The organism is Mesorhizobium sp. L103C131B0, assembly GCF_000502275.1.
GTDB lineage: Bacteria > Pseudomonadota > Alphaproteobacteria > Rhizobiales > Rhizobiaceae > Mesorhizobium.
The window spans coordinates 33,441-59,823 of the sequence record NZ_AYXC01000011.1; the positions used below are offsets into that span (position 1 = coordinate 33,441).

Below are 26,383 nucleotides of genomic sequence, written 5' to 3' on the forward strand. Positions count from 1 at the left end.
CCGGCACGAACCGATAGTGTCCAGCAGTGAAGCTTGAACCGGGCGGCTGAAAAGGACGCCCGATCCATCTGATGCAAGGTCTGGATTGCACGAGAGAACGCTCACAGTCCATGAACATCGCGCTTACGCACCTGCAGCGGCTCGAGGCCGAGTCCATCCACATCTTCCGTGAGGTTGCCGCCTCCTTCTCCAAGCCGGTGATGCTCTATTCCGTCGGCAAGGATTCCTCCGTGCTGATGCATCTGGCGATGAAGGCCTTCTATCCGGCCAAGCCGCCTTTCCCCTTCCTGCATGTCGACACCACCTGGAAGTTCCGCGAGATGATCGCCTTTCGCGACCAGATGGCGCAGAAGCTCGGCTTCGACCTGCTGGTCCACGTCAATGAAGACGGCGTGCGCGACGGTATCAACCCCTTTGACCATGGCTCGAACACCCACACCCATGTCATGAAGACGGTGGCGTTGCGCCAGGCGCTCGACAAATACGGCTTTGACGCTGCCTTCGGCGGGGCTCGGCGCGACGAGGAGAAGTCGCGCGCCAAGGAGCGCATCTTTTCCTTCCGCAACGCCCAGCATGTCTGGGACCCGAAGAACCAGCGGCCGGAGATGTGGAAGATCTTCAACACCCGCATCGCGCCGGGCGAATCGATCCGCGTGTTTCCGCTGTCGAACTGGACCGAGCTCGATATCTGGCAGTACATTCTGCAGGAAAACATCCCGATCGTGCCGCTCTATTTCGCCAAGGAGCGGCCGGTGGTCGAACGCGACGGCATGCTGATCATGAAGGATGACGATCGCATGCAATTGCGCCCCGGTGAGACGATGGAGAACCGTCTGGTGCGTTTCCGCACGCTCGGCTGTTATCCGCTGACCGGCGCCATCGAATCCGACGCCGACACGCTCGAAGCCATCGTCGGCGAGATGCTGACGGCGCGCACCTCCGAGCGCCAGGGCCGCCTCATCGACCGCGATGAAGCCGGCTCGATGGAAAAGAAGAAGCGCGAGGGATATTTCTGAGCATGCGCCATATCCTGGCCAAGAGCCTCGCTCCCACCGACGGCGTGCGCGAATACATGGCGGCGCAGGAGAAGAAGTCGCTGCTGCGCTTCCTCACCTGCGGCTCGGTCGACGACGGCAAGTCGACGCTGATCGGCCGTCTTCTGTCCGACACAAAGCAGATCTTCGAGGACCAGCTCGCCGCACTCGAGCGCGATTCCCGCAAGCACGGCACCACTGGCGACGACATCGACTTCGCGCTTCTGGTCGACGGCCTCGAGGCCGAGCGCGAGCAAGGCATCACCATCGACGTCGCCTACCGCTTCTTCGCCACGCCCAAGCGCAAGTTCATCGTCGCCGACACCCCCGGCCATGAACAGTACACCCGCAACATGGCGACCGGCGCATCGACTGCCGATCTCGCCATCGTGCTGATCGATGCGCGCCAGGCTGTGCTGCGCCAGACCCGGCGCCACTCGATCATCGCTTCGCTGCTCGGCATCCGCCATATCGTGCTTGCCGTCAACAAGATCGACCTCGTCGATTTCGACCAGGCGGTGTTCGACCGTATCGTCGAGGATTACCGGCAGTTCTCGCACGAGCTCGGCTTCCAGACGATCGTGCCGATCCCGATGTCGGCCCGCTATGGCGACAATGTCACCAGCCGCTCCGGCAAGACGGCGTGGTATTCCGGCCCGTCGCTGATCGAGCATCTCGAAACTATATCGGTCGACGAGGCCGCGGTCGAACTGCCGTTCCGGTTTCCGGTGCAGTATGTCAACCGGCCCAATCTCGACTTCCGCGGCTTTGCCGGCACCATCGCGTCCGGCTCCGTCGCGCAGGGCGACGAGGTGGTGGTCGCCAAATCCGGCAAGGCCTCGCGGGTCAAGCGCATCGTCGCGCAAGGCGGCGATCTTGCCCAGGCGGTGGCCGGCCAGGCCATCACCCTTGTGCTCGATGACGAGGTCGAGGTCTCCAGAGGCAACATGCTGGTGTCGCCGGCGGCACGGCCGCAGGTCGCCGACCAGTTCGCCGCCAACATCGTCTGGTTCGACGAGGCAGCGCTGCTGCCGGGACGCTCCTATATACTGCGCACCGAGACCGACCAGACCAGCGCCACCGTCACCGACCTGAAATACCGCGTCAACGTCAACGACTTCGCTCGCGAGGCGGCGAAGTCGCTCGAGATGAACGAAGTCGGCATCTGCAACATCTCGACCCGGGCGCCGATCGCCTTCGACACCTTCGCCGACAACCGCGATACCGGCGCCTTCATCCTGATCGACCGCATCACCAATGCCACGGTCGGCGCCGGCATGATCCTGCATACCTTGCGCCGCGCCGAAAACATCCACTGGCAGTCGCTCGATGTCGGCAAGCGTGGCCGTTCCGACTTGAAGAGCCAGCGTCCCGCCGTGTTCTGGTTCACCGGCCTTTCCGGTTCGGGCAAGTCGACCATCGCCAACCTGCTCGAGAAGAAGCTGTTCGCTTCCGGGCGCCACACCTACATTCTCGACGGCGACAATGTCCGCCACGGCCTCAACCGCGATCTCGGCTTCACCGACGCCGATCGGGTCGAAAACATCCGCCGTGTCGCCGAAGTGGCAAAGCTGATGGCCGATGCCGGGCTGATCGTCATCGTCTCCTTCATTTCCCCCTTCAGCGCCGAGCGGCGCATGGCCAGGGAGTTGATGGCCGACGGCGAGTTCGTCGAAGTGTTCGTCGATACGCCGTTCGAGGAATGCGCCCGACGCGACCCGAAAGGCCTTTACGCACGGGCGCTGAATGGCGAGATCAAGAACTTCACCGGCGTCGATTCCCCGTATGAAGCTCCCGAAAATCCCGAAATCCATCTCAAGACACTCGGCAAGACGGCCGAGGAGATGGTAGAGGCTCTGGAACACTGGCTGAATGAGCGCGACATTGCCGAAGACCAATATGACAGCGGCGGCGGCATCTGACGACGAAGTGATGCTCGACGTGTTCGAGCGCCTGGCGCTCGAAGCCGGACGCGAGGTGATGCGGGTCTTCAAGGCCGGCTGCGCGGTCGACAGCAAGTCGGACTCCTCGCCGGTCACGGAAGCCGACCGCGAGAGCGAGACGATCATCCTCGCCGGCCTGCGTGCGGCCTATCCCGATATTCCCTGCGTGGCCGAGGAAGAGGTCGCCGAAGGCATTGTGCCGCCCGATCTGGATGGCGCCTTCTTCCTGATCGATCCGCTCGATGGAACGAAGGAATTCGTCAACCGCCGGACCGATTTCACCGTCAACATCGCGCTTGTCCGGCACGGCGTGCCGGAGATCGGCGTCGTCTTCGCACCGTGCAGCGGGCGGTTCTTCTCTGGACGGCCGGGCTGGGCCGAAGCAATCGAGGTCGATGGCGACTTCCGTATCGTCGGCCGCCGGCGGATTTCGGTTAGGAGGGCGGTCACGCCGCTGGCGGTCGTTGCCAGCCGCTCGCACAACACCCCGGAGACCGAAGCCTTCATCAAGGATCTCGGCGCCGCCGAGATCGTCTCGGTCGGCTCATCGCTGAAATTCTGCCTGCTCGCCGCAGCCGAAGCCGACATCTATCCGCGCTTCGGCCGCACCATGGAATGGGACACGGCGGCCGGCGACGCCGTACTGCGCGCCGCCGGCGGCATGACGCGCACGCTGGACGGCGAGCCGCTCACCTATGGCAAGCGCAAACAGAGCGACGACGAGGATTTCGCCAACCCGCATTTTATTGCGAGCGGGAAGGCGGCGGACGCGGCGTAACTTACGCCGCCGCTACATGCGCCGAGTTCGAGCCAATGTAGTTGCGGATCGTCTCGATGATGCGGTCCTGGTCGGCTTCGCTGAGATAGGGATGCATCGGCAGGCACAGGATGCGCTTCGGCAGTTCCTCCGAAACCGCAAGCCCGGTCGGCGTGCGCGGATAGTCGCGATAGGCGACCTGCTCGTGCAGCGGCTTCACATAATAGATCACCGAAGGGATGCCCTTTTCGCCGAGATGCGCCCTCAACCCGTCGCGCTTCGGCGTCTCGATGGCGTATTGCGCCCAGGCCGAGCGGCCACCGCCCAGATTGCGTGACGCCTTGACGATGTCGCCGAGACCTTCGGCGTAGCGCTTGGCCACGACCTGGCGGGCGACCATCTCGTCTTCGAGGATGGCGAGTTTCTCGATCAGGATCGCCGCCTGGATGGTGTCGAGGCGTGAATTGATGCCGACGCGGACATTGTCATACTGCGTCCCGCCCTTACCGTGGAACGCAAACGAGCGCAGCTGGTCGGCCAGCGCGTCGTCATTGGTGAACATCGCGCCGCCATCGCCGTAGCAGCCCAGCGGCTTGGCCGGATAAAAGCTGGTCGAGCCGACATGGCCGAAGGCGCCGCACATTGTGCCGTCGGCCGAACCGCCGATCGACTGCGCCGCATCCTCGATCACCAGCAGCCCTTCGCGCCTGGCAATCGCCATGATCGCCTCGTAGTTGGCGGCAAGCCCAAACAAGTCGACGGGAATGATCGCCTTCGGCTTCAGCCGGCCTTCCTTCTTGATCATGGCGATCGCCGCCTCGAGGCTGGCGATGTCGATGTTGTAGGTCTCGGCCTCGACATCGACGAACACTGGTTCGGCCTTGGCAAGCGCCACCACTTCCGCCGTCGCGGCAAAGGTGAAGCTCGGCACGAACACCGCGTCGCCGGGGCCGATACCGGCGGCAAACAGCGGCAACAGCAGCGCGTCGGTGCCGTTGGCGCAGGCCACGACATGCTTGGTGCCGATATAGGCTGCGAGCTTGTTTTCGAATTCGGTGACTTGCGGTCCGAGGATATAGCGGCCTTCCTCGACGACATTGTCGATCGCGGCCTTCAGCCGGTCGCGGATACGTTCGCGCTGCGCGCCAAGATCGATGAACTGCATGTCGGCCTCAAAACGGTGTGGTGCGGGCTGCCCCGGGGACAATGACACGCACAGAAACAACAACTTAACCGGGCCGCTGGTACCAGAGTTGGGCCGGTCTAGAAAGCCGGACCGGCCGCGGGACGGGTTGTCTAGGTGTCGCAGCCTGTTACTTCAGGCTTTCCCTGCATTGCCGCAAGATGCCGGAAATCCGGGCTTCGCCGCCTATTAATCCGGCTGATCAGTCCGTCTTTCCGGCTCGCGGAAACATAAAGTGATCGGCTGCTTGCAGCGGCTGGCGGCGGACTAAGCGTGGATCAGGCGATTTCGTGCCGCCAGGGCGGGTTGGCGCCGGCCCGCGACACGGTCACCGCCGCCGCTTTGGCGCCGAGCGCCAGCGCCTGACGGATGGCGTCCTCCGAAAGGCCGCCGATCCCGGCCTTGGTGAGCAGGCCTTGCTCGTGCAGCGAGGCCAGAATGCCGGCATTGAAAGTGTCGCCGGCGCCGACCGTGTCGACCACCTCCACCTTATGCGGCATCACCGTGACCTTGTGTTCCCTGCTGTAGCCGACGGCACCTTCGCTGCCGTGGGTAACGACGATCAGCTTCGGGCCGCGATCCAGCCAGTTGCGGATGACGTCCTCATGCGAGCCGGCCTCGCCGAACCAGTGCAGATCCTCATCCGATAGCTTCACGATGTCGGCCATCGCCATCATCGAGCGGATGCGCCGGAGGTGCTTGGCTTTGTCGGGGATGAAGTTCGGCCGGATGTTGGGGTCGAGCATCATGACGCGGCGTTCGTGCTCGCGTTTCATGAATTCTTCGTAGGCAGCACCCGCCGGGTCCGAAATCAGGCTGATGGCGCCAAACAGCATGGCTTCGATCTCGGCGCCCAGTTTCGGCAGATCCTCTGTCGTCAGCATGCGCCCGGCGGTGTTTTCGTCGTAGAAAGTGTAGGTCGCCTGGCCGTTGGTGAGCCGCACGAAGGCGAGCGTGGTCGGGCGAGGGGAGGTGTGCGCATAGGTGGAGCTGACCTTGCTTGCGCCGAGCGCCTCGCGGAACTGGCCGCCGAACAGATCCGACGACAGGCCGGAAAAGAAGCCGGCGGGCGCGCCGAGGCGGCCAAGCGCGATCGCCGTGTTGAACACCGCGCCGCCGACATAGGGCGCAAAGGCCGGCTCGCCCTGTGTCGTGGTGCGCGGCAGCATGTCGATCAGGGCTTCGCCGCAGCAGAGGATCATGATTTCTTGTTCTCCGGCGGATAGATCACGCCCTTGCGGATGATGATGTTGGCGTAGAGCCGGGGTTCGCTGGTCCCGACGATCGCATATGCCGACCGGACGCGTGCATAGAAGTCGGCGCCCGCCAGCGCAACCACCTTGCGGCCCGGCGCGCGCCTGGTGCAGATCGTTTCGATTTCATGGTGGACCGGATCGGCGACCGAGGGATCGCCTTTTACCGAGGCACGAAACAGCGCTTCCGGCACGAAGTCGTCCACCGGCAGCACGCTCAAAATGGCGTCAAGCACCGGTATGAGGTGAAGACCGTCGGCGCGGATCAGCCGGTTTGCCTGTTCTTCCGCCGGATAGTTGCCGTCGACGAGCGCGATCTCGTCGCCATGGCCCATGGCGCGCAATGTCGCCAGAAGCTCCGGACCGAGCAGCGACGGAATACCGATCAGCATTCAGATGCTCCTGGAAATCGTGGTCGAACCGATGAGGAAGCGTTCGGACAGCGGCAGGCTGGCGCCGCCCAGCGCGCGGGCATGGATGCCGACGGTGCCTTCGCGCACCACCGGAAGCTTCAGCCCTTCGCCATCGATCGTACCGATCGCCTGCCTGATCGCATCGACGAGCCGGCGCCGGACAGCGAGCGGCATCCAGCCGTCGATCACCGCGGCCTCGAAATCGATCACCGAGGACGCCGATACGATGGCATAGGCCAGCGCCTGAGCGGCATTGGCGATCCAGTGGTCGAGCTCGTGACCGATCTCGCCCCAATCCTCAGGCGACGTCCACAGATGCGAAGCCTCGACGCCGCGTGCGTTAAGCGCCTTTTCCAGCATGGCGATCGAGGCGACGTCGATGAGCTGCGTCGGCTTGCCGTCCGGCCCCGGCACCGGCATCGAACCCAGCGCCCCGGCATTTCCGGTTGGCCCGCCGAACAGCCGGCCGTTGAGCACGATGCCGCCGCCGGCAAAGGCGCCGATATAGAAATAGACGAAGTCGCGCGCCCCGCCGGTCTGGCCGAACACCAGTTCGGCGCCGCAGGCGGAGGTGGCGTCATTCTGCAGATAGACCGGGAATTCGCACTGCGCCTGGATGTCGGCACGGATGTCGCGATGGCGCCATTCGTCCATGATGTCGCGCGGCGCGCCGGCGGTGTCGGCCCAGTTCCACAGTTCGAACGGCATGGCGATGCCGAGCCCGGCAATGCGCTTGTCCTGCGCAGGTGTCAGTTCGGCGCGCATCGTCTTCATGCCTTCGGTGACGAACTCAACCGTCTCGCGCGGCGCCGGATAGCGGTAGGAGTGCTGCAGCATGGAACGCACAGTTCCGAGGAAATCGATCAGCACCAGTTCGGCGCTGCGGCGGCCGATCTTGAGGCCGATGAAGAAGGCGCCTTCGGGGTTCAGCGCCATCGGGATGGAGGGCTGGCCGATCTTGCCGCGCAACGGCGCCTGGCGCAGCAGCAGGCTGTCTTCCTCCAGTTCGCGCATGATGACCGAGACGGTCTGCGCTGAAAGCCCGGTCATGCGCGCAATGTCTGATTTGGCCAAGCTGCCGTGCTGGCGAACCAACGACAGCACCAGCCGCTCATTGTGGTCGCGCATGCCGCTCTGGTTGGTGCCACGGTGGAGACGGCTGGCGGCCGCCTCGGGCGAACCGTGCCTCGCAATGCCGGTCTCCACCCTTGTTCCTTCCCTTGGTTTATTCTTACTGCTTTTGCGGCAGAATGAGTGAACCGCGCAAAGCTGTCAATAATAAATAAGAGTGATTTAATTATTGACAGGCGGCTCCCGCTGGTGTCATTTGAGGGCGCGTCCACACTGGGAGAACTTCAGTGGATGCGCTCAAGATGCCGGTTGGCGGCATCCGCATGGTTCCATGGGAGGAAGATCGTGACCAAAGCTTTATTGAAGTCCACCGTGTTCGCCGCGGCGGGCCTCGGCCTGATGGCGTTTGCTTCGACAGCATCGGCCGCCGGCGTCGGCGCCTGCCTGATCACCAAGACCGACACCAACCCCTTCTTCGTCAAGATGAAGGAGGGCGCGACCGCCAAAGCCAAGGAACTTGGCGTCGACCTCAAGACCTATGCCGGCAAGATCGACGGCGACAGCGAGAGCCAGGTGGCGGCGATCGAAAGCTGCATCGCCGACGGCGCCAAGGGCATCCTGATCACCGCGTCCGACACCAAGGGCATTGTGCCGACGGTGAAGAAGGCGCGTGACGCCGGCCTGCTGGTGATCGCGCTCGATACCCCGCTGGACCCGATCGATGCCGCCGACGCGACCTTCGCGACGGACAATCTGGAAGCCGGCAAGCTGATCGGCGCCTGGGCAGCCGCGACCCTCGGCGACAAGGCCAAGGACGCCAAGATCGGTTTCCTCGACCTGACCCCCTCACAGCCGACCGTGGATGTGCTGCGCGACCAGGGCTTCATGATGGGCTTCGGCATCGACGTGAAGGATCCCAACAAGATCGGCGATGAGGACGATGCCCGCATCGTCGGCCACGACGTCACCAACGGCAATGAAGAAGGCGGCCGCAAGGCGATGGAAAACCTTCTGCAGAAGGACAACTCCATCACCGTCATCCACACCATCAACGAGCCCGCCGCTGTCGGCGCCTACCAGGCGCTCAAGGCGGTCGGTCTCGAAAGCCAGGTGCTGATCGTCTCGGTCGATGGCGGCTGCCCCGGCGTGAAGTCGGTGACCGAAGGCGTCATTGGCGCCACCTCGCAGCAATACCCGCTGCAGATGGCGGCACTCGGCATCGAGGCGATCGCCGCCTTCGCCAAGGACGGCGCCAAGCCGAAGCCGACCGAAGGCAAGAACTTCTTCGACACCGGCGTCAACCTCGTCACCGACAAGCCGGCCAATGGCGTGAAGTCGATCGACACCAAGGAAGGCCTCGCCAAGTGCTGGGGCTGATGGCTGCCTGACAGCCAGCGGCAAGCTGACGGCCGGGGGCTTGATCCCCGGCCGCTTCGGGTGGACGATGCGTCACGCGAATAATCCCGGCAGCAGACCGGACAGGCGCGAGCGGGTATCGGCATGGAGCTGAAGCCCAGGGGAGGAAAACATGGCTCAAGCACAGGAATTCGAGAAGGTTCTCTCGAGCAGCGACACAAGCGTTGCCGCCTTTGACGAGCACAAATCGGCCGTCAAGCGGATCCAGCATTTCCTGCACTCCACGCCGGCGGCGGTGCCGCTGATTGTGCTGGTCCTGTCGATCGTCATTTTCGGCATCGCCATTGGCGGGCGTTTCTTCTCATCCTATACGCTGACGCTGATCCTGCAGCAGATCGCCATCGTCGGCATCCTCGGTGCCGCGCAGACACTGGTCATCCTGACCGCCGGCATCGACCTGTCGATCGGCGTGATCATGGTGATTTCGGCCGTGATCATGGGCAATTGCGCGGTCAGCTACGGCATGCCGGCCGTGCTCGCAGTGCCCATCGGGCTTGCCGCCGGCGCAGCCTGCGGCCTGCTCAACGGCTTGCTGGTCGCCTACATGAAGCTGCCGCCGTTCATCGTCACGCTCGGCACCTGGAACATCGTCATGGCGACGAACTTCATCTATTCGGCCAATGAGACGATCCGCGATACCGACGTCGACGCCCAGGCGCCGCTGCTGCATCTCTTTGCCCTGAGTTTCAAGATCGGCACGGCGGTGCTGACACTGGGCGTCATCGCCACGGTCGTGCTCGTTTTGATCCTCTGGTACGTGCTCAATCACACCGCCTGGGGCCGCCATGTCTACGCCGTTGGCGATGATCAGGAGGCGGCGAAGCTGTCTGGCATCCAGACCAAGAAGGTGTTGATGACGGTCTACACCCTTGCCGGGTTGATCGCCGCTTTCGCTGCCTGGGTGTCCATCGGCCGCAACGGCTCGATCTCGCCGTCAGCCGCCGTCACCGACTACAACCTGCAGGCGATAACCGCGACGGTGATCGGCGGCATTTCACTGTTCGGCGGGCGCGGCTCAATTCTGGGCACGCTTTTCGGCGCGATGATCGTCGGCGTCGTCTCGATGGGCCTCAACATGCTGGGCGCCGATCCGCAATGGAAGGTGCTGCTCACCGGTGTGCTGATCATCGGCGCCGTGGCGATCGACCAATGGATCAGAAAGGTTTCGGCATGACCGTGGAACCCATCCTCACCGCGCGCGGCCTGATCAAGCGCTATGGCCGTGTCACCGCCCTCGACAATGCCGACTTCGACCTCTACCCCGGCGAAATCCTGGCCGTCATCGGAGACAATGGCGCCGGCAAATCATCGCTGATCAAGGCGATTTCCGGCGCCGCCGTGCCCGACGAAGGCGAGATCCGTCTTGAAGGCAAGGCTGTCGCTTTCAAATCGCCCATGGAGGCGCGCGAGGCGGGCATCGAGACGGTCTACCAAAACCTGGCTTTGTCGCCGGCCCTGTCGATCGCCGACAACATGTTCCTGGGCCGCGAGATCCGCAAACCCGGCTTCCTCGGCGACTGGCTTCGTATGCTCGACCGGCCCGCAATGGAAAAGCGCGCCCGCGACAAGCTCACCGAGCTTGGGCTGATGACCATCCAGAACATCAGCCAGGCGGTGGAAACGCTGTCGGGCGGCCAGCGCCAGGGCGTGGCGGTGGCGCGCGCCGCTGCTTTCGGCAGCCGCGTGGTGATCATGGACGAGCCGACCGCCGCACTCGGCGTCAAGGAGAGCCGCCGCGTGCTGGAACTGATCCTCGACGTCAAGAAACGAGGCCTGCCGATCGTGCTGATCTCGCACAATATGCCGCATGTCTTCGAGGTTGCCGACCGCATCCATATCCATCGGCTGGGTCGCCGCCTCTGCGTCATCGATCCCAAGCAATATACCATGTCCGACGCCGTCGCCTTCATGACGGGAGCGAAGGTTCCGCCGGAGGCTGCACTCGCTGCCTGATCCGCTCGACGGATAAATTGCCGCAGGGGAACTGGCGGCATGCTGGTCTAAATCGATTGAACGTATGTTGCGATGCACTAGGATAGGCTGGGACTGAGAGCGAAAGCCGGTATGATCGCAGCACGATCACGAGAGGCAGTATGACGCGAACAATGACAGCCAAAGCCCCCGATCTCGAAATACCCGATCCCAAGACGCTGGCCGACGAAGTCTTGCTGGCTCTCAAATACCGGGTCGGCAAAGGCACCTCCGTTGCCACGCAATATGATTGGCTGACAGCCTCGATCAAGGTCGTGCGCGACCGCATCGTCGATCACTGGATGCAGGCGACGCAGGAGGCCTACGCCCAGCAGGAAAAGCGCGTCTATTACCTGTCGCTCGAATTCCTCATCGGCCGGCTGATGCGCGATGCCTTCTCCAATCTCGGCCTGATGGACAATATGCGAGAAGCGCTCAAGTCGCTGGGCGTCGACCTCGACCTCATCGCCGGGCTCGAACCGGATGCAGCGCTCGGCAATGGCGGTCTCGGCCGGCTCGCCGCCTGCTTCATGGAAAGCATGGCGACCGTCGACATTCCCGCGCATGGCTACGGCATTCGCTACGCCAACGGCATGTTCCGCCAGGAGATCCATGACGGCTGGCAGGTCGAACTGCCCGAAACCTGGCTCGACCACGGCAACCCCTGGGAGTTCGAGCGGCGGGAGCGTGCCTTCGAGGTCGGCTTCGGCGGCTCGGTGGAATCGATCACCTCCAAGGATGGCCGGCTCGAACGTCACGTCTGGAAGCCGACCGAGCATGTCCAGGCCGTCGCCTACGACACCCCGGTGGTTGGCTGGCGGGCCAACCGCGTCAACACGCTGCGGCTTTGGTCCGGCATGCCGGTCGATCCGATCCTGCTCGACAAGTTCAACGCCGGCGACCACATCGGCGCGCTGGCCGAAAGCAACAAGGCCGATGCCTTGTCGCGCGTGCTTTACCCCGCCGATTCCCACAAGGCCGGCCAGGAACTGCGGCTGCGGCAGGAATATTTCTTCTCCACCGCATCGCTGCAGGACATCGTCCAGCGCCATCTCAGCCAGTATGGCGATCTCGCCTCGCTGCCCGACAAGGCGGCGATCCATCTCAATGACACCCATCCGGCGATCGCCGTGCCAGAGCTGATGCGCCTGCTGATGGACGTCCATGGCATGGATTTCGACCAGGCCTGGGACATCACCAAGCGCACCTTCGGCTACACCAACCACACGCTGCTGCCCGAAGCGCTGGAAAGCTGGCCGGTGCCGCTGTTCGAACGGCTTTTGCCGCGCCACATGCAGATCGTCTACGCCATCAATGCTCAGGTGCTGCTTGAGGCCCGCGCCACCAACCAGTTTTCCAATGAGCAGATCAGCCGCATCTCGCTGATCCAGGAAAATGGCGACCGCCGCGTGCGCATGGGTAACCTGGCCTTTGTCGGCTCGCACTCGATCAATGGCGTGTCGGCGTTGCACACCGAACTGATGAAGGAGACGGTGTTTGCCGATCTCCACAAGCTCTATCCCGATCGCATCAACAACAAGACCAACGGCATCACGCCACGGCGCTGGCTGATCCAGTGCAATCCGGGCCTCACCGCGCTCACCCGCGCGGCGATCGGGGACCGTTTCCTCGACGACATCGACGCCATCAAGGGGCTCGAAGCCTTTGCCGGCGACGCCGCCTTCCGCGACAAGTTCGCCGCCGTCAAGCGCTCCAACAAGGTCAAGCTCGCCAATCTGGTCGCAGACCGGCTCGGCATCAAGCTCGACCCGTCGGCGCTGTTCGACATCCAGGTCAAGCGCATCCACGAATACAAGCGCCAGCTGCTCAACATCCTGGAATCGATCGCGCTCTACGACCAGATCCGCTCGCATCCCGAGCAGGACTGGATGCCGCGCGTCAAATTCTTCGGCGGCAAAGCGGCGCCCAGCTACCACAATGCCAAGCTGATCATCAAACTGGCCAACGACGTCGCCAAGGTCATCAACAGCGACCCGTCGGTGCGCGGGCTGCTGAAAGTGGTGTTCGTGCCGAACTACAATGTCAGCCTGGCCGAGGTGATGATGCCGGCCGCCGACCTGTCCGAGCAGATTTCGACTGCTGGCATGGAGGCGTCGGGCACCGGCAACATGAAGTTCGCGCTGAACGGCGCCTTGACCATCGGCACGCTCGACGGCGCCAATGTCGAGATCAAGGAATGCGTCGGCGACGACAACATCTTCATCTTCGGCCTGAGCACGGCGGAAGTCGCCGAGCGGCGCAGCAATGGCTACAACCCGCGCGCCGTGATCGAGGGCTCCCCTGAATTGGCGCAGGCTGTTGCCGCAGTATCGTCGGGCGTGTTCTCGCCCGACCAGCCGGATCGCTACCGCGAGCTGGTCGACGGTCTCTACAACAGCGACTGGTTCATGGTGGCGGCGGATTTCGACGCCTATGCCGCCGCCCAGCGCGATGTCGACGCCGTCTGGCGCAACAGCCCCGATTGGTACGCGCGCGCTATCCGCAACGTTGCCCGCGTCGGCTGGTTCTCTTCCGATCGCACGATCCGCCAATATGCGAAAGAAATCTGGAACGTGCCGGCCTGATATGATTGCATGAGGCCACGACAATGGGTCTTGTGCACAAGAACTGGTTCCCAGGGAGGGACACCGCCTGATGAAGAAACCGCGCGCGACCGCGACGACGAGCGGGTCGGACGGGCTGGCGTCAGCCGGCGATGTCGCCGCAATTGTTGCAGGCACGCATGGCGATCCTTTTGCAATCCTGGGCGTGCATGATGCCGGCAAGAGCCTGGTTGCCCGCTGCTTCGTCCCCAATGCCGAGTTCGTCACCGCATACACGCTGGCCGGCAAGAACGCCGGCGAACTCACGCGGCGCGACGACGCCGGTTTCTTCGAAGGCAGACTGTCGATCAAGAAGCGCCAGCCGCTGCGGTATCACGCCAAGAATGCCGGCGGCGACTGGTGGCTGACCGATCCCTATTCCTTCGGCCCGGTACTCGGCCCGATGGATGATTATTACATCGCCCAAGGGTCGCATCTCAGGCTGTTCGACAAGCTCGGCGCTCATCTCATCGATCACGAGGGCGCCTCCGGCGTACACTTCGCCGTCTGGGCGCCCAATGCGCGGCGTGTCTCGGTGGTCGGCGACTTCAACGAATGGGACGGCCGTCGGCACACGATGCGCGACCGCCGCGACACCGGCATCTGGGAGCTGTTCATTCCCGATATCGGCGCCGGCCACCCCTATAAATACGAGATCATTGCCCCCGACGGCGTGCGCCTGCCGCTCAAGGCCGATCCGTTCGCCTTCAAGTCTGAACTGCGCCCGGCCACAGCATCCGTGACGGCGGTGCCGCCGGCGCATGAATGGGGCGACGAGGCGCATCGCAATTACTGGCGAAAGGCCGATCCGCGGCGCGAAGCCATATCGATCTACGAGGTCCATGCCGGTTCGTGGCAGCAGCACGATGATGGCAGCTTCCTGTCATGGGACGAACTCGCCAACCAGCTCATCCCCTATGCTGTCGAGACCGGCTTCACCCACATCGAGTTCCTGCCGATCTCCGAACATCCCTATGACCCGTCATGGGGTTATCAGACAACCGGACTTTATGCCCCCTCGGCGCGATTCGGCGACCCCGACGGCTTCGCCCGTTTCGTCGACGGTGCGCACCGCGCCGGCGTCGGCGTCATCCTCGACTGGGTGCCGGCGCATTTCCCGGTCGACGCGCATGGCCTGGCCAATTTCGACGGCACAGCGCTTTATGAGCATGCCGATCCGCGCAAGGGTTTTCATCCCGACTGGAACACCGCGATCTACAATTTCGGCCGCCGCGAGGTGGTGTCGTTCCTGGTCAACAACGCGCTGTTCTGGGCCGAGAAATACCATGTCGACGGTTTGCGCGTGGATGCGGTGGCCTCGATGCTCTACCTCGATTATTCGCGCAAGGCCGGCGAGTGGATCCCCAACGAGAAGGGCGGCCGCGAAAACCTCGAAGCAGTCTCCTTCCTGCAGAAGATGAACAAGGAGGTCTACGGCCACCATCCCGGCGTGATGACCATCGCCGAGGAATCGACCTCATGGCCGAAGGTCTCGGCGCCGGTGCACGAAGGCGGGCTGGGCTTCGGCTTCAAATGGAACATGGGCTTCATGCACGACACGTTGGAGTATTTCGCCAAGGAGCCGATCTTCCGCAAACATCACCACAACGACCTGACCTTCGGCCTGACCTACGCCTTTTCCGAGAATTTCGTGCTGCCGCTGTCCCATGACGAGGTCGTGCACGGCAAGGGCACGCTGCTCGGCAAGATGGCCGGCGACGACTGGCAGAAGTTCGCGACTTTGCGCGCCTTCTATGCCTTCATGTGGGGCTATCCCGGCAAGAAGCTGTTGTTCATGGGCCAGGAATTCGCCCAGCGCCGCGAGTGGAGCGAGGCGCGCGGGCTCGACTGGAACCTGCTCGACTTCCACCCGCATCGCGGCGTCTGGCAGACGGTGCGCGACCTCAACTATCTCTATCGCTCGCGCCCGGCGCTGCATGCACGCGACTGCGAGCCGGACGGCTTCTCCTGGCTGATCGTCGACGACAAGGAAAACTCGGTCTTCGCCTGGCTGCGCAGCGCGCCCGGCGGCAACCCGATCGCCGTCATTTCCAACTTCACGCCAGTGCCGCGCGACAATTATCGCGTGCCATTGCCCAAGGTCGGCAAATGGCGCGAAATCATCAACACCGACGCTTCGGACTACGGTGGTTCGGGCAAGGGCAATGGCGGTGTGGTCGAAGCCAGGGCGGAAGGAGGAGGCATTTCGGCAACGATGCTTTTGCCGCCGCTGTCGACGATCATGCTTGAACTCGTTGCGGACTAGGTCCGTCAACTCGTTGCGGACTAGATCCGTCAACTCGTTTCGGATTAGGTCCGTCGACTCGTTGCGGACCGGGCGATGCTCCAGACTGGTAATTTGGGAGGGTAAAAATGGCAGACTTGAAGAGAACCCAGCCGCTGGCGCGCGATGCCATGGCCTATGTGCTGGCCGGCGGCCGCGGCAGCCGGCTCAAGGAATTGACCGACCGCAGGGCCAAGCCGGCTGTCTATTTCGGCGGCAAGACGCGCATCATCGATTTCGCGCTGTCCAATGCGCTGAATTCCGGCATCCGCCGCCTCGGTGTCGCCACCCAGTACAAGGCGCATTCGCTGATCCGCCACCTGCAGCGCGGCTGGAACTTCCTGCGCCCGGAGCGGAACGAAAGCTTCGACATCCTGCCGGCCTCCCAGCGTGTCTCGGAAACCCAGTGGTATGAAGGCACGGCCGACGCCGTCTACCAGAACATCGACATCATCGAGGCCTATGGCCCCGAATACATGGTCATCCTGGCCGGCGACCACATCTACAAGATGGACTACGAGCTGATGCTGCGCCAGCACGTCGATGCCAATGCCGATGTCACTGTCGGTTGCCTTGAAGTGCCGCGCTTGGAAGCGACCGGCTTCGGTGTCATGCATGTCGACGGCAAGGACAACATCATCGCCTTCGTCGAAAAGCCCGCCGACCCGCCCGGCATTCCCGACAAGCCGGAATTCGCGCTGGCCTCGATGGGCATCTATGTCTTCAAGACCAAGTTCCTGATGGAACAGCTGCGCCGCGATGCGGCCGAGCCAGGCTCCAGCCGCGACTTCGGCAAGGACATCATCCCCTACATCGTCCAGCATGGTAAGGCGATCGCGCATCGCTTCGCCAAATCCTGCGTGCGCTCGACTGCCGAGAACGAGGCCTATTGGCGCGATGTCGGCACGGTCGATGCCTACTGGGAAGCCAATATCGACCTGACCGATATTACCCCCGAACTCGACCTCTACGACCGTGACTGGCCGATCTGGACCTATGCCGAATTGAAGCCGCCGGCAAAGTTCGTGCATGACGAGGATGGCCGGCGTGGTTCGGCCGTCTCCTCGCTGGTCTCAGGCGATTGCATCGTCTCGGGTGCTTCGCTGAAGCGCAGCCTGATCTTCACCGGCGCGCGCATCAACTCCTATTCGACGCTGGAAGAGGTCGTCATGCTGCCCGACGTTCATGTCGGCCGGAACGCAAAGTTGAAGCGCGTCGTCATCGACCACGGTGTAAGGATACCGGAAGGGCTGGTGGTTGGCGAAGACCCTGTTCTCGACGCCAAGCGTTTCCGGGTTTCGGAAAAGGGCATCTGCCTGGTCACGCAGGACATGATCGACAAGCTGAAGCTGTAAGACGGGGTACCATAAACGCATGCAGGTTCTGTCGGTCACGCCCGAGATATTCCCGCTGATCAAGACCGGCGGACTTGCCGACGTGACCGGCGCATTGCCGATCGCGCTGGCCGCCAAGGGCGTGACCATGCGCACGCTCATCCCCGGCTTTCCCCAGGTGATGGACGCCTTCAAGAAAAAGAAGGCTGTCTACCAATACCCGCTGCTGCAGGGCGGCAAGGCTTCGGTCCATGCCGTCAAGATCGCCGGGCTCGACCTGTTCGTGCTCTACGCGCCGCATCTCTACGACCGTCCCGGCGGCCCTTACGGCAATGCGGCCGGCGCCGATTGGCCCGACAATTGGCGGCGTTTTGCCGCGCTGAGCCAGGTCGGTGGCGATATCGCCGGCGGCGCCATTTCCGGCTACCAGCCGGATCTCGTCCACGCCCATGACTGGCAGTCGGCGATGACGCTGGCCTATATGCGCTACGGCAAGGCGGTCGGCGTGCCGTCGCTGATCACGGTTCACAACCTTGCCTTCCAGGGTCAGTTCGGCGCCGGCATTTTTGGCGAGCTCGGGTTGCCGGCCGCGGCGATGGCGCTCGACGGCGTCGAATACTATGGCGGCGTCGGCTTCCTCAAGGCCGGCCTGCAGGCGGCCTGGGCGATCACCACGGTGAGCCCCACCTATGCCCAGGAAATCCGCTCGCCGGAATTCGGCATGGGCCTCGACGGCCTGATCAACATGCGCTCTTCCGACCTCTACGGCATCGTCAACGGCATCGACACCGACATCTGGAACCCGGAGACCGACAAGCATCTGGTGTCGGCCTACTCCGCCGCGACGCTTAAGGCTCGGCTTCCCAACCGGGCGGTTGTCGAGGACCGCTTCAGCCTCGAGCGCGACGACAGTCCGATCGTCTGCGTCGTCAGCCGGCTGACCTGGCAGAAGGGCATGGACATACTGGCGGCTGTGGTCGACGGCGTCGTCGCCACCGGCGCGCGGCTGGCGATCCTCGGCTCAGGCGACGCCGGCCTGGAAGGCGCGCTGCTGGCTGCCACCGCCCGCCATCGCGGCCGTGTCGGCGTCGTCGTCGGCTATGACGAGGGGCTTTCCCACACCATGCAGGGCGGCTGCGACGCCATCGTCATCCCGTCGCGCTTCGAGCCTTGCGGGCTGACCCAGCTTTACGGCCTACGCTATGGCTGCGTGCCGGTCGTCGCCCGCACCGGCGGCCTTGCCGACACCATCATCGACGCCAATGAAGCAGCGATCTCGGCCGGTGTCGCCACCGGCTTCCAGTTCGCGCCCAATAGTGGCGGCGCCATGCTGCACGCCATCCGCCGGCTGGTCGATGCGCATTCGAGCCCGGCCGTCTGGGAACAGATCCAGCGCCAGGGCATGAAGGCCGATGTCTCCTGGGACAAGAGCGCCGACAAATACGTTGAACTCTACCGCCTGCTGCTTTCGAAAAGGGTTGCCTGAAGCATGATCCGGACCGTCGCCACCAAACCCTATCTCGACCAGAAACCCGGCACGTCCGGCCTGCGCAAGAAGGTGCCTGTCTTTCAGCAGGAGCACTATGCCGAGAACTTCATCCAGTCGATCTTCGACGCGCTGGAGGGCTTTGAGGGCAAGACGCTGGTGATCGGCGGCGACGGCCGCTTCTACAACCGCGAGGTCATCCAGAACGCCATCGCCATGGCGGCGGCCAACGGCTTCGGCAAGGTGATGGTCGGGCAGGGCGGCATATTGTCGACGCCGGCGGCGTCGCATGTCATCCGCAAATACAAGACCTTCGGCGGCATCATCCTGTCGGCCAGTCACAATCCGGGCGGCCCGCACGAGGATTTCGGCATCAAGTACAATGCCGGCAATGGCGGCCCGGCGCCGGAAAAGCTGACCGACGCGATCTTCGAAAAGACCAAGACGATTTCGAGCTTCAAGACCGCCGACATCGACCAGATCGACATCGACAAGATCGGCACGGTGACCGCCGGCGGCATGGCGGTCGAGATTATCGACCCGGTCACCGACTATGCCGAATTGATGGAGAGCCTGTTCGACTTCGACGCCATCCGCGCCAATTTCAAATACGGCTTCCGCATGCGCTTCGACGCCATGCATGCGGTCACCGGGCCGTATGCCAAGGAAATCCTCGAGCGCCGGCTCGGCGCGGAGAATGGCACCTGCCGCAACTACAAGCCGCTGCCGGATTTTGGCGGCCATCACCCGGATCCGAACCTGGTCCACGCCAAGCATCTCTATGATGAGATGATGGGACCGGATGCGCCCGATTTCGGCGCCGCTTCCGACGGCGACGGCGACCGCAACTTGATCATCGGCAAGGGCATTTTCGTCACCCCGTCGGATTCGGTGGCCATGCTTGCCGCCAATGCGCAGTTGGCGCCGGGCTACAAGGACGGCCTCAAAGGCATCGCCCGCTCGATGCCGACCAGCGGCGCGGCAGACCGCGTCGCCGAAAAGCTCGGCATCGGCATCTACGAAACGCCGACCGGTTGGAAGTTCTTCGGCAATCTGCTCGATGCCGGCATGGCAACGATCTGCGGCGAGGAAAGCGCCGGCACCGGCTCGAACCATGTCCGTGAAAAGGACGGGCTGTGGGCGGTGCTGTTGTGGCTGAACATCCTGGCCGTGCGCGGCGAAAGCTGCAAGGACGTCGTCACCGAACATTGGGCGACCTACGGCCGCAATTACTATTCACGTCATGACTATGAGGAGGTCGAAACCGAGCGCGCCAACGCCCTGGTCGACGAGTTGCGCGCCAAGCTGACCTCGCTGCCCGGCACCAGCGTGCGCGGCCTGAAGATCGCCAATGCCGACGACTTCGCCTATCACGATCCGGTCGACGGTTCGGTGAGCAAGAACCAAGGCATCCGCATCCTGTTCGAAGGCGGCTCGCGTGTCGTGTTTCGTTTGTCCGGCACCGGCACGTCGGGTGCTACGCTGCGCGTCTACATCGAGCGCTACGAGCCGGACAGAGCGCGGCATGATCTCGACACGCAAGAGGCGCTCGCTGACCTGATCGCGGCTGCCGATGATATCGCCGGGATCAAGAGCCACACCGGGCGCAACAAGCCGAGCGTGATTACTTGAGGGTGGTGACGTCTTTACCCTCCCCCTTGTGGGGAGGGTCGATCCGCGCAGCGGATCGGGTTGGGGGTGCTCGTAAAGCGCTTTCCCCGCGCCGACNCCCCCTTGTGGGGAGGGTCGATCCGCGCAGCGGATCGGGTTGGGGGTGCTCGTAAAGCGCTTTCCCCGCGCCGACCCCCACCCCGCTCACTTCGTTCGCGACCCTCCCCACAAGGGGGAGAGTGGAGGATGCGCCGATGACCCAGCTCGGCGCAACCGTCACTCCCGAAGGCATCCGCTTCGCCGCCTGGTCGTCATCCGCGCGGCGCCTGTGGGTGTCGATCTTCGACGACACCGGCGCCCGTGAAATCGACCGGCTCGAACTTCAGCCGGAAGGCGAGAGCGTCCATGCGCTGTTCGTCGCCGGCCTTGCCGCGGGTACGCGCTACGGCTTTCGCGCCGACGGCGAATATGCGCCGGAGCGCGGGCTGTGGTTCGATCCCGACAAGCTGCTCACTGATCCCTACGCCGTCGAGATAGACCGGCCCTACCAGCATCATTGGCGGCTTGCCGCCCGGCGCAACGAAGGCGCCGACACCGCGCCACTGATGCCGAAGACCATCGCGCGGGCTCAACCGAAGCCGCTGCCGGCCAAGCCGCCTTTGTTCCAGCCAGGCGGCCTGATCTACGAACTGAACGTCCGCTCCTTCACCAGGCTGCATCCGGACGTGCCCGAAGCGCAGCGCGGCACCATTGCAGCCCTTGCCCATCCGGCTATCGTCGAACATCTCAAGAAGATCGGCGTCTCCGCCGTTGAGCTGATGCCCGTGACGGCATGGGTCGATGAGCGCCATTTGCCGCCGCTGGGCCTCAGCAATGCCTGGGGCTACAACCCAGTCACCTTCATGGCGCTCGACCCGCGCCTGGCGCCCGGCGGCCTCGCCGAGTTGCGCGATACTGTGGGGGTGCTGCGCAGGGTTGGCATTGGCACCATCCTCGATCTCGTCTTCAATCATACCGGCGAAAGTGACCGGCTCGGGCCGACGCTGTCGCTGCGCGGCCTCGACAATCAAGCCTACTACCGCAGCGAGCCGGACGGCAGGTTGGCCAACGATACCGGCACCGGCAATACCATCGCCTGCGACCATCCGGTCGTTCGTGACATGGTACTCGACACGCTGCGCCATTTCGTCCGCCAAGCCGGCGTCGACGGTTTCCGCTTCGACCTGGCGCCGGTCCTCGGTCGCGTCGATGGCGCATTCGATCCGGCAGCCCCGTTGCTCGAAACCATCGCAACCGATCCCATCCTTGCCGACAGGGTGCTGATCGCCGAGCCCTGGGACATCGGCCCGAATGGCTATCAGCTCGGCAATTTCCGGCCGCCTTACCTCGAATGGAACGACCGCTACCGCGACGACGTCAGGCGCTTCTGGCGCGGCGATGCCGGCACGGTCGGTGCGCTGGCGACAAGGCTCGCCGGCTCCTCCGATGTGTTCGGCAGGGAGGGCCAATCCGCCAGCCGCACGGTCAACTTCATCGCCGCGCACGATGGCATGACGCTGGCCGATATCGTCGCTTATGAAGCCAAGCACAACCAAGCCAATGGCGAGAAGAACCGCGACGGCCACAATGAGAACCTGTCCTGGAACAACGGCGTCGAGGGCGAAACCTCGGACAAGGCGATTGCCGAGGCCCGTTCCCATGATCGCTTCGCGCTGCTCGCCACTCTGTTTGCCTCGCGCGGCACCATCATGCTGACGGCGGGCGATGAATTCGGCCGCACGCAAGGGGGCAACAACAACGCCTATGCGCAGGACAACGCCATCACCTGGCTCGACTGGGCCAGGCGCGACGTCGGGCTGGAAGCCCATGTGTCCGCGCTCGCAGCTCTGCGCGGCGCGGTGCCGGCGCTTTCCGATACGCGCTTCCTGACCGGAGAGCCGCCGGCCGGTTCTGAAACGCCCGACGTCGCCTGGCTGACCGAGACCGGCGCGCCGCTCGGCGAAGCCGACTGGAACGATGGCTCGCGCCATCGCCTCGTCATGCTGCTCGGCGATGGCGGGGAAGGCCGCCTGGCTGTGATCGTCAATGGCGATCGCCGCCAATGCGTCTTCACGCTGCCCGCGCGGCAAGGGTTTGAATGGCAGCCGGCTGTTGAAGCGCAAGCGGTCGACCTCGCGTGGCCGCTGCCCGGCCGCAGTGTCAGTTTCATGATCGAGCGCCGGACCGCAAAGGCCCGCGCCAGGAAGGGTCCGTGATGGCCGACGACAATGCCCAGCCGGGACCCGAACAGAGCGCCGACTGGTGGCGCGGCTGCGTCATCTACCAGATCTATCCTCGCTCCTTCCAGGACTCCACCGGCGACGGCAGCGGCGACCTCTCAGGCATCACCTCACGGCTGGCGCACGTCGCCTCGCTCGGCGTCGACGCCGTCTGGCTGTCGCCCTTCTTCAAATCGCCAATGGCCGATATGGGCTACGACGTCTCCGACTATCAGGCGGTCGATCCGATGTTCGGCACGCTCGGCGACTTTGACGCGCTGGTTGCCGAGGCGCACAGGCTCGGCCTGAAGGTGATCATCGATCAGGTGTTGTCGCACTCCTCCGACAAGCACGAATGGTTTGTAGAGAGCCGTGCCAGCAAGGATAATCCCAAGGCTGACTGGTATGTCTGGGCCGACACCAGGCCGGACGGCAACGCGCCCAACAACTGGCTGTCGGTCTTCGGCGGCCCGGCCTGGGAGTGGGACGCGACCCGCCGGCAATACTACATGCACAATTTCCTCGCCTCGCAGCCGGACCTCAACTTCCACAATCCTGAGGTTCAAGACGCGTTGTTGCAGACGGTGCGGTTCTGGCTCGAGCGCGGCGTCGACGGCTTCCGCCTGGATACGGTCAACTACTATGTCCACGACCGCTGGCTGCGCAGCAATCCGCCGCTGGCGTCGAGCGTCGCCGGCACCAATGGCGAAACCAACACCTATCTCTTCCAGGAGCATCTGTTCGACAAGACGCAACCGGAAAACCTCGGTTTCCTCAGGCGCTTCCGCGCTTTGCTCGACGAATATGACGGCCGCGCCAGTGTCGGCGAGGTCGGCGACGAAGGCCGTTCGCTGCAGACGCTGGCCGCCTACACATCCGGCGGCGACAAGCTCAACATGTGCTACACCTTCGACCTGCTCGGTCAGCAATTCTCAGCCGCCCATGTGCGCGGCTGCGTCGAGGCCTTCGAGGCAGCTGTCGCCGACGGCTGGGTCTGCTGGGCATTCTCCAACCACGATGTCGTGCGCCATGTCAGCCGCTGGACGCGGCCGGGCGGCGATCCAGATGCGGTGGCGACATTCGCTATCGCTTTGCTCTCCTGCCTGCGGGGCTCGATCTGTCTCTACCAAGGCGAAGAGCTTGGGCTGGAGGAGGCGGAACTGACCTTCGAGGATCTGCGCGATCCCGTCGGCATCCGTTTCTGGCCGGGGGTAAAGGGCAGGGACGGCTGCCGCACACCGATGGTCTGGGAAGCGGGCGCCGACAATGCCGGTTTTTCCTCGGGAAAACCCTGGCTGCCGGTGCCGGAAAGCCACCGCGCTCGGGCGGTCGATATCCAGAACGCCGACGACAAGTCCGTGCTCGCCGGCTACCGGACGATGCTCGCCTTGCGCAAGGCGCATCTGGCGCTGGTCAAGGGCCCGATCCGCTTTCTCGATACCGACGGCGATGTCCTTGCCTTCATCCGGCAGGGCGAGGACGAGATATTGCTCTGCGTCTTCAATTTCGCCGACAAGCCGGCCGACTGGCGGCTGCCGCCGGATCTCCAGCCTGTCGAGGCGATCGCTCTGGGTGGCGGTGCCGTCCTGCAGGAGGAGGGGCTGTTGCTGCCGGCCCTGGGCTGGTTTGTCGGCAAGGTTGGCTGATCTTTCAGGGACGCCGTCCGGCTTCAAAAGATCGAGTCCGCATGCAACCGTGCCGAGTGATCCGCGCAACGTCACCGGCGCCACGTTTTTCATTTTCGGGCTTCTTAGGTACTTTCGTTGAGCTTCGCCACGAACTGCATTCCTGGAATGTTTCCAGATGGTTGCGCTAATGACAACTGCTGAGGGCAAAATGCAAAATTGCAGGACAACCGCAAGCTGCACCCAATTGAACCTGGTAATATAGATTAGCTATGGCTGGTTTAGGGTGAGGATGCTCACTTAGCGTCAAGCAAGACTCGGTTGAAATAATATTTCCGTCTGTCTAGTCTCCTGCCACCAGCTGCCGGAACGGGAACCGGCGGCGCGCTCGAAGGGGCCAGAAATCGGTTCCGGGGCGTCAACACTCGTAAGGCGCAGCCGATGGGCAGCGCCACAGGGAGAGACTTCATGCTGAAAAATATGCTGAAGGCGACGCTTGTCGCCGCGACCATGACCTTTGCCGCAGGCACGTTCCTGACGCCGGCCCTTGCCGAGACCGTCTATAACAGAGGCAGCGCCGCCGAAGCGGAGACGGTCGATCCGCACAAGACCTCGACCGTCTACGAAGCCGATATCATACGCGACCTGTTCCAGGGACTGGTCATGCACGATCAGAAGACGAACCTCATCCCGGGCGCCGCCGAAAGCTGGACGGTATCGGATGACGGCACCGTCTACACCTTCAAGCTGCGCAAGGACGGCTTGTGGTCGGATGGCAGCCCGGTGACGGCTGACGATTTCGTCTATTCCTTCCGTAGGCTGGAGGATCCGGCGACCGCCGCCGAATACGCTTCCATGCTCTATCCCGTGAAGAACGCCGAGGAAGTCAACACCAAGAAAGGCAAGCCCGAGGACATGGGCGTCAAGGCGATCGACGCCAACACCCTGGAAGTGACGCTGAAGGCGCCGACGCCATACTTCCTGGAGATGCTGACCCACCAGGCTACCTACCCGGTCAACAAGGCCTCGATCGACAAGCTCGGCGCCGACTGGATCAAGGCGGGCAATCTCGTTTCGAACGGCGCCTATACATTGGCCGAGTGGATTCCCAACGACCACATGAAGCTGGTCAAGAATCCGAAATTCTGGGATGCCGCGACCGTCAAGATGGACGTCGTCAACTACATCCCGACCGAAGACCGCTCTTCGGCGATGAAGCGCTTCGAGGCAGGCGAACTCGACAGCTACGGCGACCTGCCGACCGAACAGCTCGCTGACCTCAAGACCAAGTTCGGCGATCAGGTCCGCGTCGGACCGTATCTCGGCACCTATTATTACGCGATCAAGACCGACAAGGCGCCCTGGGACAATGTCGAGCTGCGCAACGCCATCTCGATGGCGATCGACCGCGACTTCCTGGCCGAAAAGGTCTGGCAGAATTCCATGCTGCCTGGCTATTCGATGGTGCCTCCGGGCATCGCCGGCTACACGCCGGCAATGGCCAAATACGCCGACATGCCGCAGATCGACCGCGAGGACGCCGCCAAGAAGATCCTTGAGAAACTCGGCTATACGCCCGAGCATCCGCTGAAGATGGAGATCCGCTACAACACCTCGGAAAACCACAAGAACACCGCGGTTGCCATCCAGGAACAGTTGAAGCCGCTTGGCGTCGAGATCACGCTGCTCAACACCGATACCAAGACCCACTATTCCTTCCTCGAGCAGAAGGGCAACTACGACGTGGCGCGTGCCGCCTGGATCGCCGACTACAAGGATCCCGAGACCTTCCTCGGCATCACCCGCAAGGCCAGCGGCAACAACTATTCGAACTACGTTAGCCCGGCATATGAGGCGGCCATGGACAAGGCCGCGGCTGCCGGCGGCAAGCCGGAAGAGCGCATGAAGGACCTCACTGAGGCCGAGCGCATCCTTGTCGATGACGTCGGCAACATTCCGCTTCTCTACTACAGCTTCCACGATATCGTCTCCTCGAAGCTGCATGGCTTCGATGACAATGTGATGGACATCCATCCGTCCCGCTTCGTCTCCAAGGACTGATAATCATCCTTGACTGGACCGCCGCGCCCCATTTGGGCGCGGCGGACTGGTCGGTCATCGCACCGGTCCGAAAGTCGTGG

Annotated in this window: 18 protein-coding genes; 14 read left to right on the forward strand and 4 right to left on the reverse strand. The window is 63.4% G+C overall.

Translation table 11 applies throughout. From position 1 onward, the window contains the following. Nucleotides 1-110: 110 nt before the first annotated feature. From cysD to cysQ, 3 genes are read left to right on the forward strand one after another with little or no spacing between them, the layout of a single operon-like run. The gene (gene cysD, locus X730_RS146380) at nt 111-1,016 is read left to right on the forward strand and encodes a sulfate adenylyltransferase subunit CysD (protein WP_023670717.1); all 906 of its coding nucleotides are present in this window, start codon (nt 111-113) and stop codon (nt 1,014-1,016) included. A gap of 2 nt (nt 1,017-1,018) precedes the next feature. Continuing rightward, nucleotides 1,019-2,956: a sulfate adenylyltransferase subunit CysN gene (gene cysN, locus X730_RS146375; RefSeq protein ID WP_023684584.1), complete on the forward strand. Its 1,938-nt coding sequence runs from the start codon at nt 1,019-1,021 to the stop codon at nt 2,954-2,956. A 10-nt stretch (nt 2,957-2,966) separates the two neighbouring features. Beyond that, the gene (gene cysQ / locus X730_RS146370) at nt 2,967-3,755 is read left to right on the forward strand and encodes a 3'(2'),5'-bisphosphate nucleotidase CysQ (RefSeq protein WP_031196090.1); all 789 of its coding nucleotides are present in this window, start codon (nt 2,967-2,969) and stop codon (nt 3,753-3,755) included. 1 nt (nt 3,756) lies between these two features. Here the strand turns inward: cysQ and X730_RS146365 are convergent, their stop codons facing one another. The 4 genes from X730_RS146365 to X730_RS146350 all read right to left on the reverse strand — a co-directional run bounded on the left by X730_RS146365 (nt 3,757) and on the right by X730_RS146350 (nt 7,789). Further along, nucleotides 3,757-4,899: a DegT/DnrJ/EryC1/StrS aminotransferase family protein gene (locus tag X730_RS146365; protein WP_023684583.1), complete on the reverse strand. Its 1,143-nt coding sequence runs from the start codon at nt 4,897-4,899 to the stop codon at nt 3,757-3,759. Between the two features lie 296 nt (nt 4,900-5,195). After that, nucleotides 5,196-6,119 carry a carbohydrate kinase gene (locus tag X730_RS146360; RefSeq protein ID WP_023684582.1) on the reverse strand — a complete coding sequence of 308 codons (924 nt, stop codon included), beginning with the start codon at nt 6,117-6,119 and terminating at the stop codon, nt 5,196-5,198. Next, nucleotides 6,116-6,562: an RbsD/FucU domain-containing protein gene (locus tag X730_RS146355; RefSeq protein WP_023684581.1), complete on the reverse strand. Its 447-nt coding sequence runs from the start codon at nt 6,560-6,562 to the stop codon at nt 6,116-6,118. Before X730_RS146355 ends, X730_RS146360 begins: the two co-directional genes overlap by 4 nt. Then, on the reverse strand, nt 6,563-7,789 hold the full coding sequence (locus tag X730_RS146350; protein WP_023826764.1) for an ROK family transcriptional regulator: 1,227 nt from the start codon (nt 7,787-7,789) through the stop codon (nt 6,563-6,565). It lies immediately after the preceding gene. A 225-nt stretch (nt 7,790-8,014) separates the two neighbouring features. Here X730_RS146350 and X730_RS146345 point away from each other — a divergent pair, with 225 nt between their 5' ends. The 11 genes from X730_RS146345 (at nt 8,015) to X730_RS146295 (ending at nt 26,303) form a co-directional block, all read left to right on the forward strand. Beyond that, complete coding sequence (locus tag X730_RS146345; protein ID WP_023670724.1) at nt 8,015-9,031, forward strand: sugar ABC transporter substrate-binding protein; 1,017 nt, start codon at nt 8,015-8,017, stop codon at nt 9,029-9,031. Nucleotides 9,032-9,182: 151 nt separating this feature from the next. Continuing rightward, a complete protein-coding gene (locus X730_RS146340; protein WP_023670725.1) occupies nt 9,183-10,244 on the forward strand; it encodes an ABC transporter permease in 1,062 nt (353 codons plus the stop codon). Next, nucleotides 10,241-11,023: an ATP-binding cassette domain-containing protein gene (locus X730_RS146335; RefSeq protein WP_023670726.1), complete on the forward strand. Its 783-nt coding sequence runs from the start codon at nt 10,241-10,243 to the stop codon at nt 11,021-11,023. Before X730_RS146340 ends, X730_RS146335 begins: the two co-directional genes overlap by 4 nt. 140 nt (nt 11,024-11,163) lie before the next feature. Continuing rightward, nucleotides 11,164-13,626: a glycogen/starch/alpha-glucan phosphorylase gene (locus X730_RS146330; protein WP_023826765.1), complete on the forward strand. Its 2,463-nt coding sequence runs from the start codon at nt 11,164-11,166 to the stop codon at nt 13,624-13,626. A gap of 70 nt (nt 13,627-13,696) precedes the next feature. Then, on the forward strand, nt 13,697-15,910 hold the full coding sequence (gene glgB / locus X730_RS146325) for a 1,4-alpha-glucan branching protein GlgB (protein WP_023805743.1): 2,214 nt from the start codon (nt 13,697-13,699) through the stop codon (nt 15,908-15,910). 107 nt (nt 15,911-16,017) lie between these two features. Further along, nucleotides 16,018-17,283 carry a glucose-1-phosphate adenylyltransferase gene (glgC, locus tag X730_RS146320; protein ID WP_023715696.1) on the forward strand — a complete coding sequence of 422 codons (1,266 nt, stop codon included), beginning with the start codon at nt 16,018-16,020 and terminating at the stop codon, nt 17,281-17,283. A gap of 19 nt (nt 17,284-17,302) precedes the next feature. Then, on the forward strand, nt 17,303-18,748 hold the full coding sequence (glgA, locus tag X730_RS146315; RefSeq protein ID WP_023754828.1) for a glycogen synthase GlgA: 1,446 nt from the start codon (nt 17,303-17,305) through the stop codon (nt 18,746-18,748). 3 nt (nt 18,749-18,751) lie between these two features. After that, a complete protein-coding gene (locus tag X730_RS146310) occupies nt 18,752-20,380 on the forward strand; it encodes an alpha-D-glucose phosphate-specific phosphoglucomutase (protein ID WP_023754827.1) in 1,629 nt (542 codons plus the stop codon). A gap of 233 nt (nt 20,381-20,613) precedes the next feature. After that, entirely contained in the window at nt 20,614-22,614 is a 2,001-nt protein-coding gene (gene glgX / locus X730_RS146305) for a glycogen debranching protein GlgX (protein WP_023754826.1), read from the forward strand. Beyond that, nucleotides 22,614-24,263 (forward strand): alpha-glucosidase family protein, encoded by a 1,650-nt coding sequence (locus tag X730_RS146300; protein ID WP_023754825.1) that lies wholly within the window; start codon nt 22,614-22,616, stop codon nt 24,261-24,263. The genes glgX and X730_RS146300 overlap by 1 nt, the downstream gene beginning before the upstream one ends. Before the next feature lie 447 nt (nt 24,264-24,710). Then, nucleotides 24,711-26,303 carry a peptide ABC transporter substrate-binding protein gene (locus tag X730_RS146295; RefSeq protein ID WP_023670734.1) on the forward strand — a complete coding sequence of 531 codons (1,593 nt, stop codon included), beginning with the start codon at nt 24,711-24,713 and terminating at the stop codon, nt 26,301-26,303. The last annotated feature ends 80 nt before the right edge of the window (nt 26,304-26,383 follow it).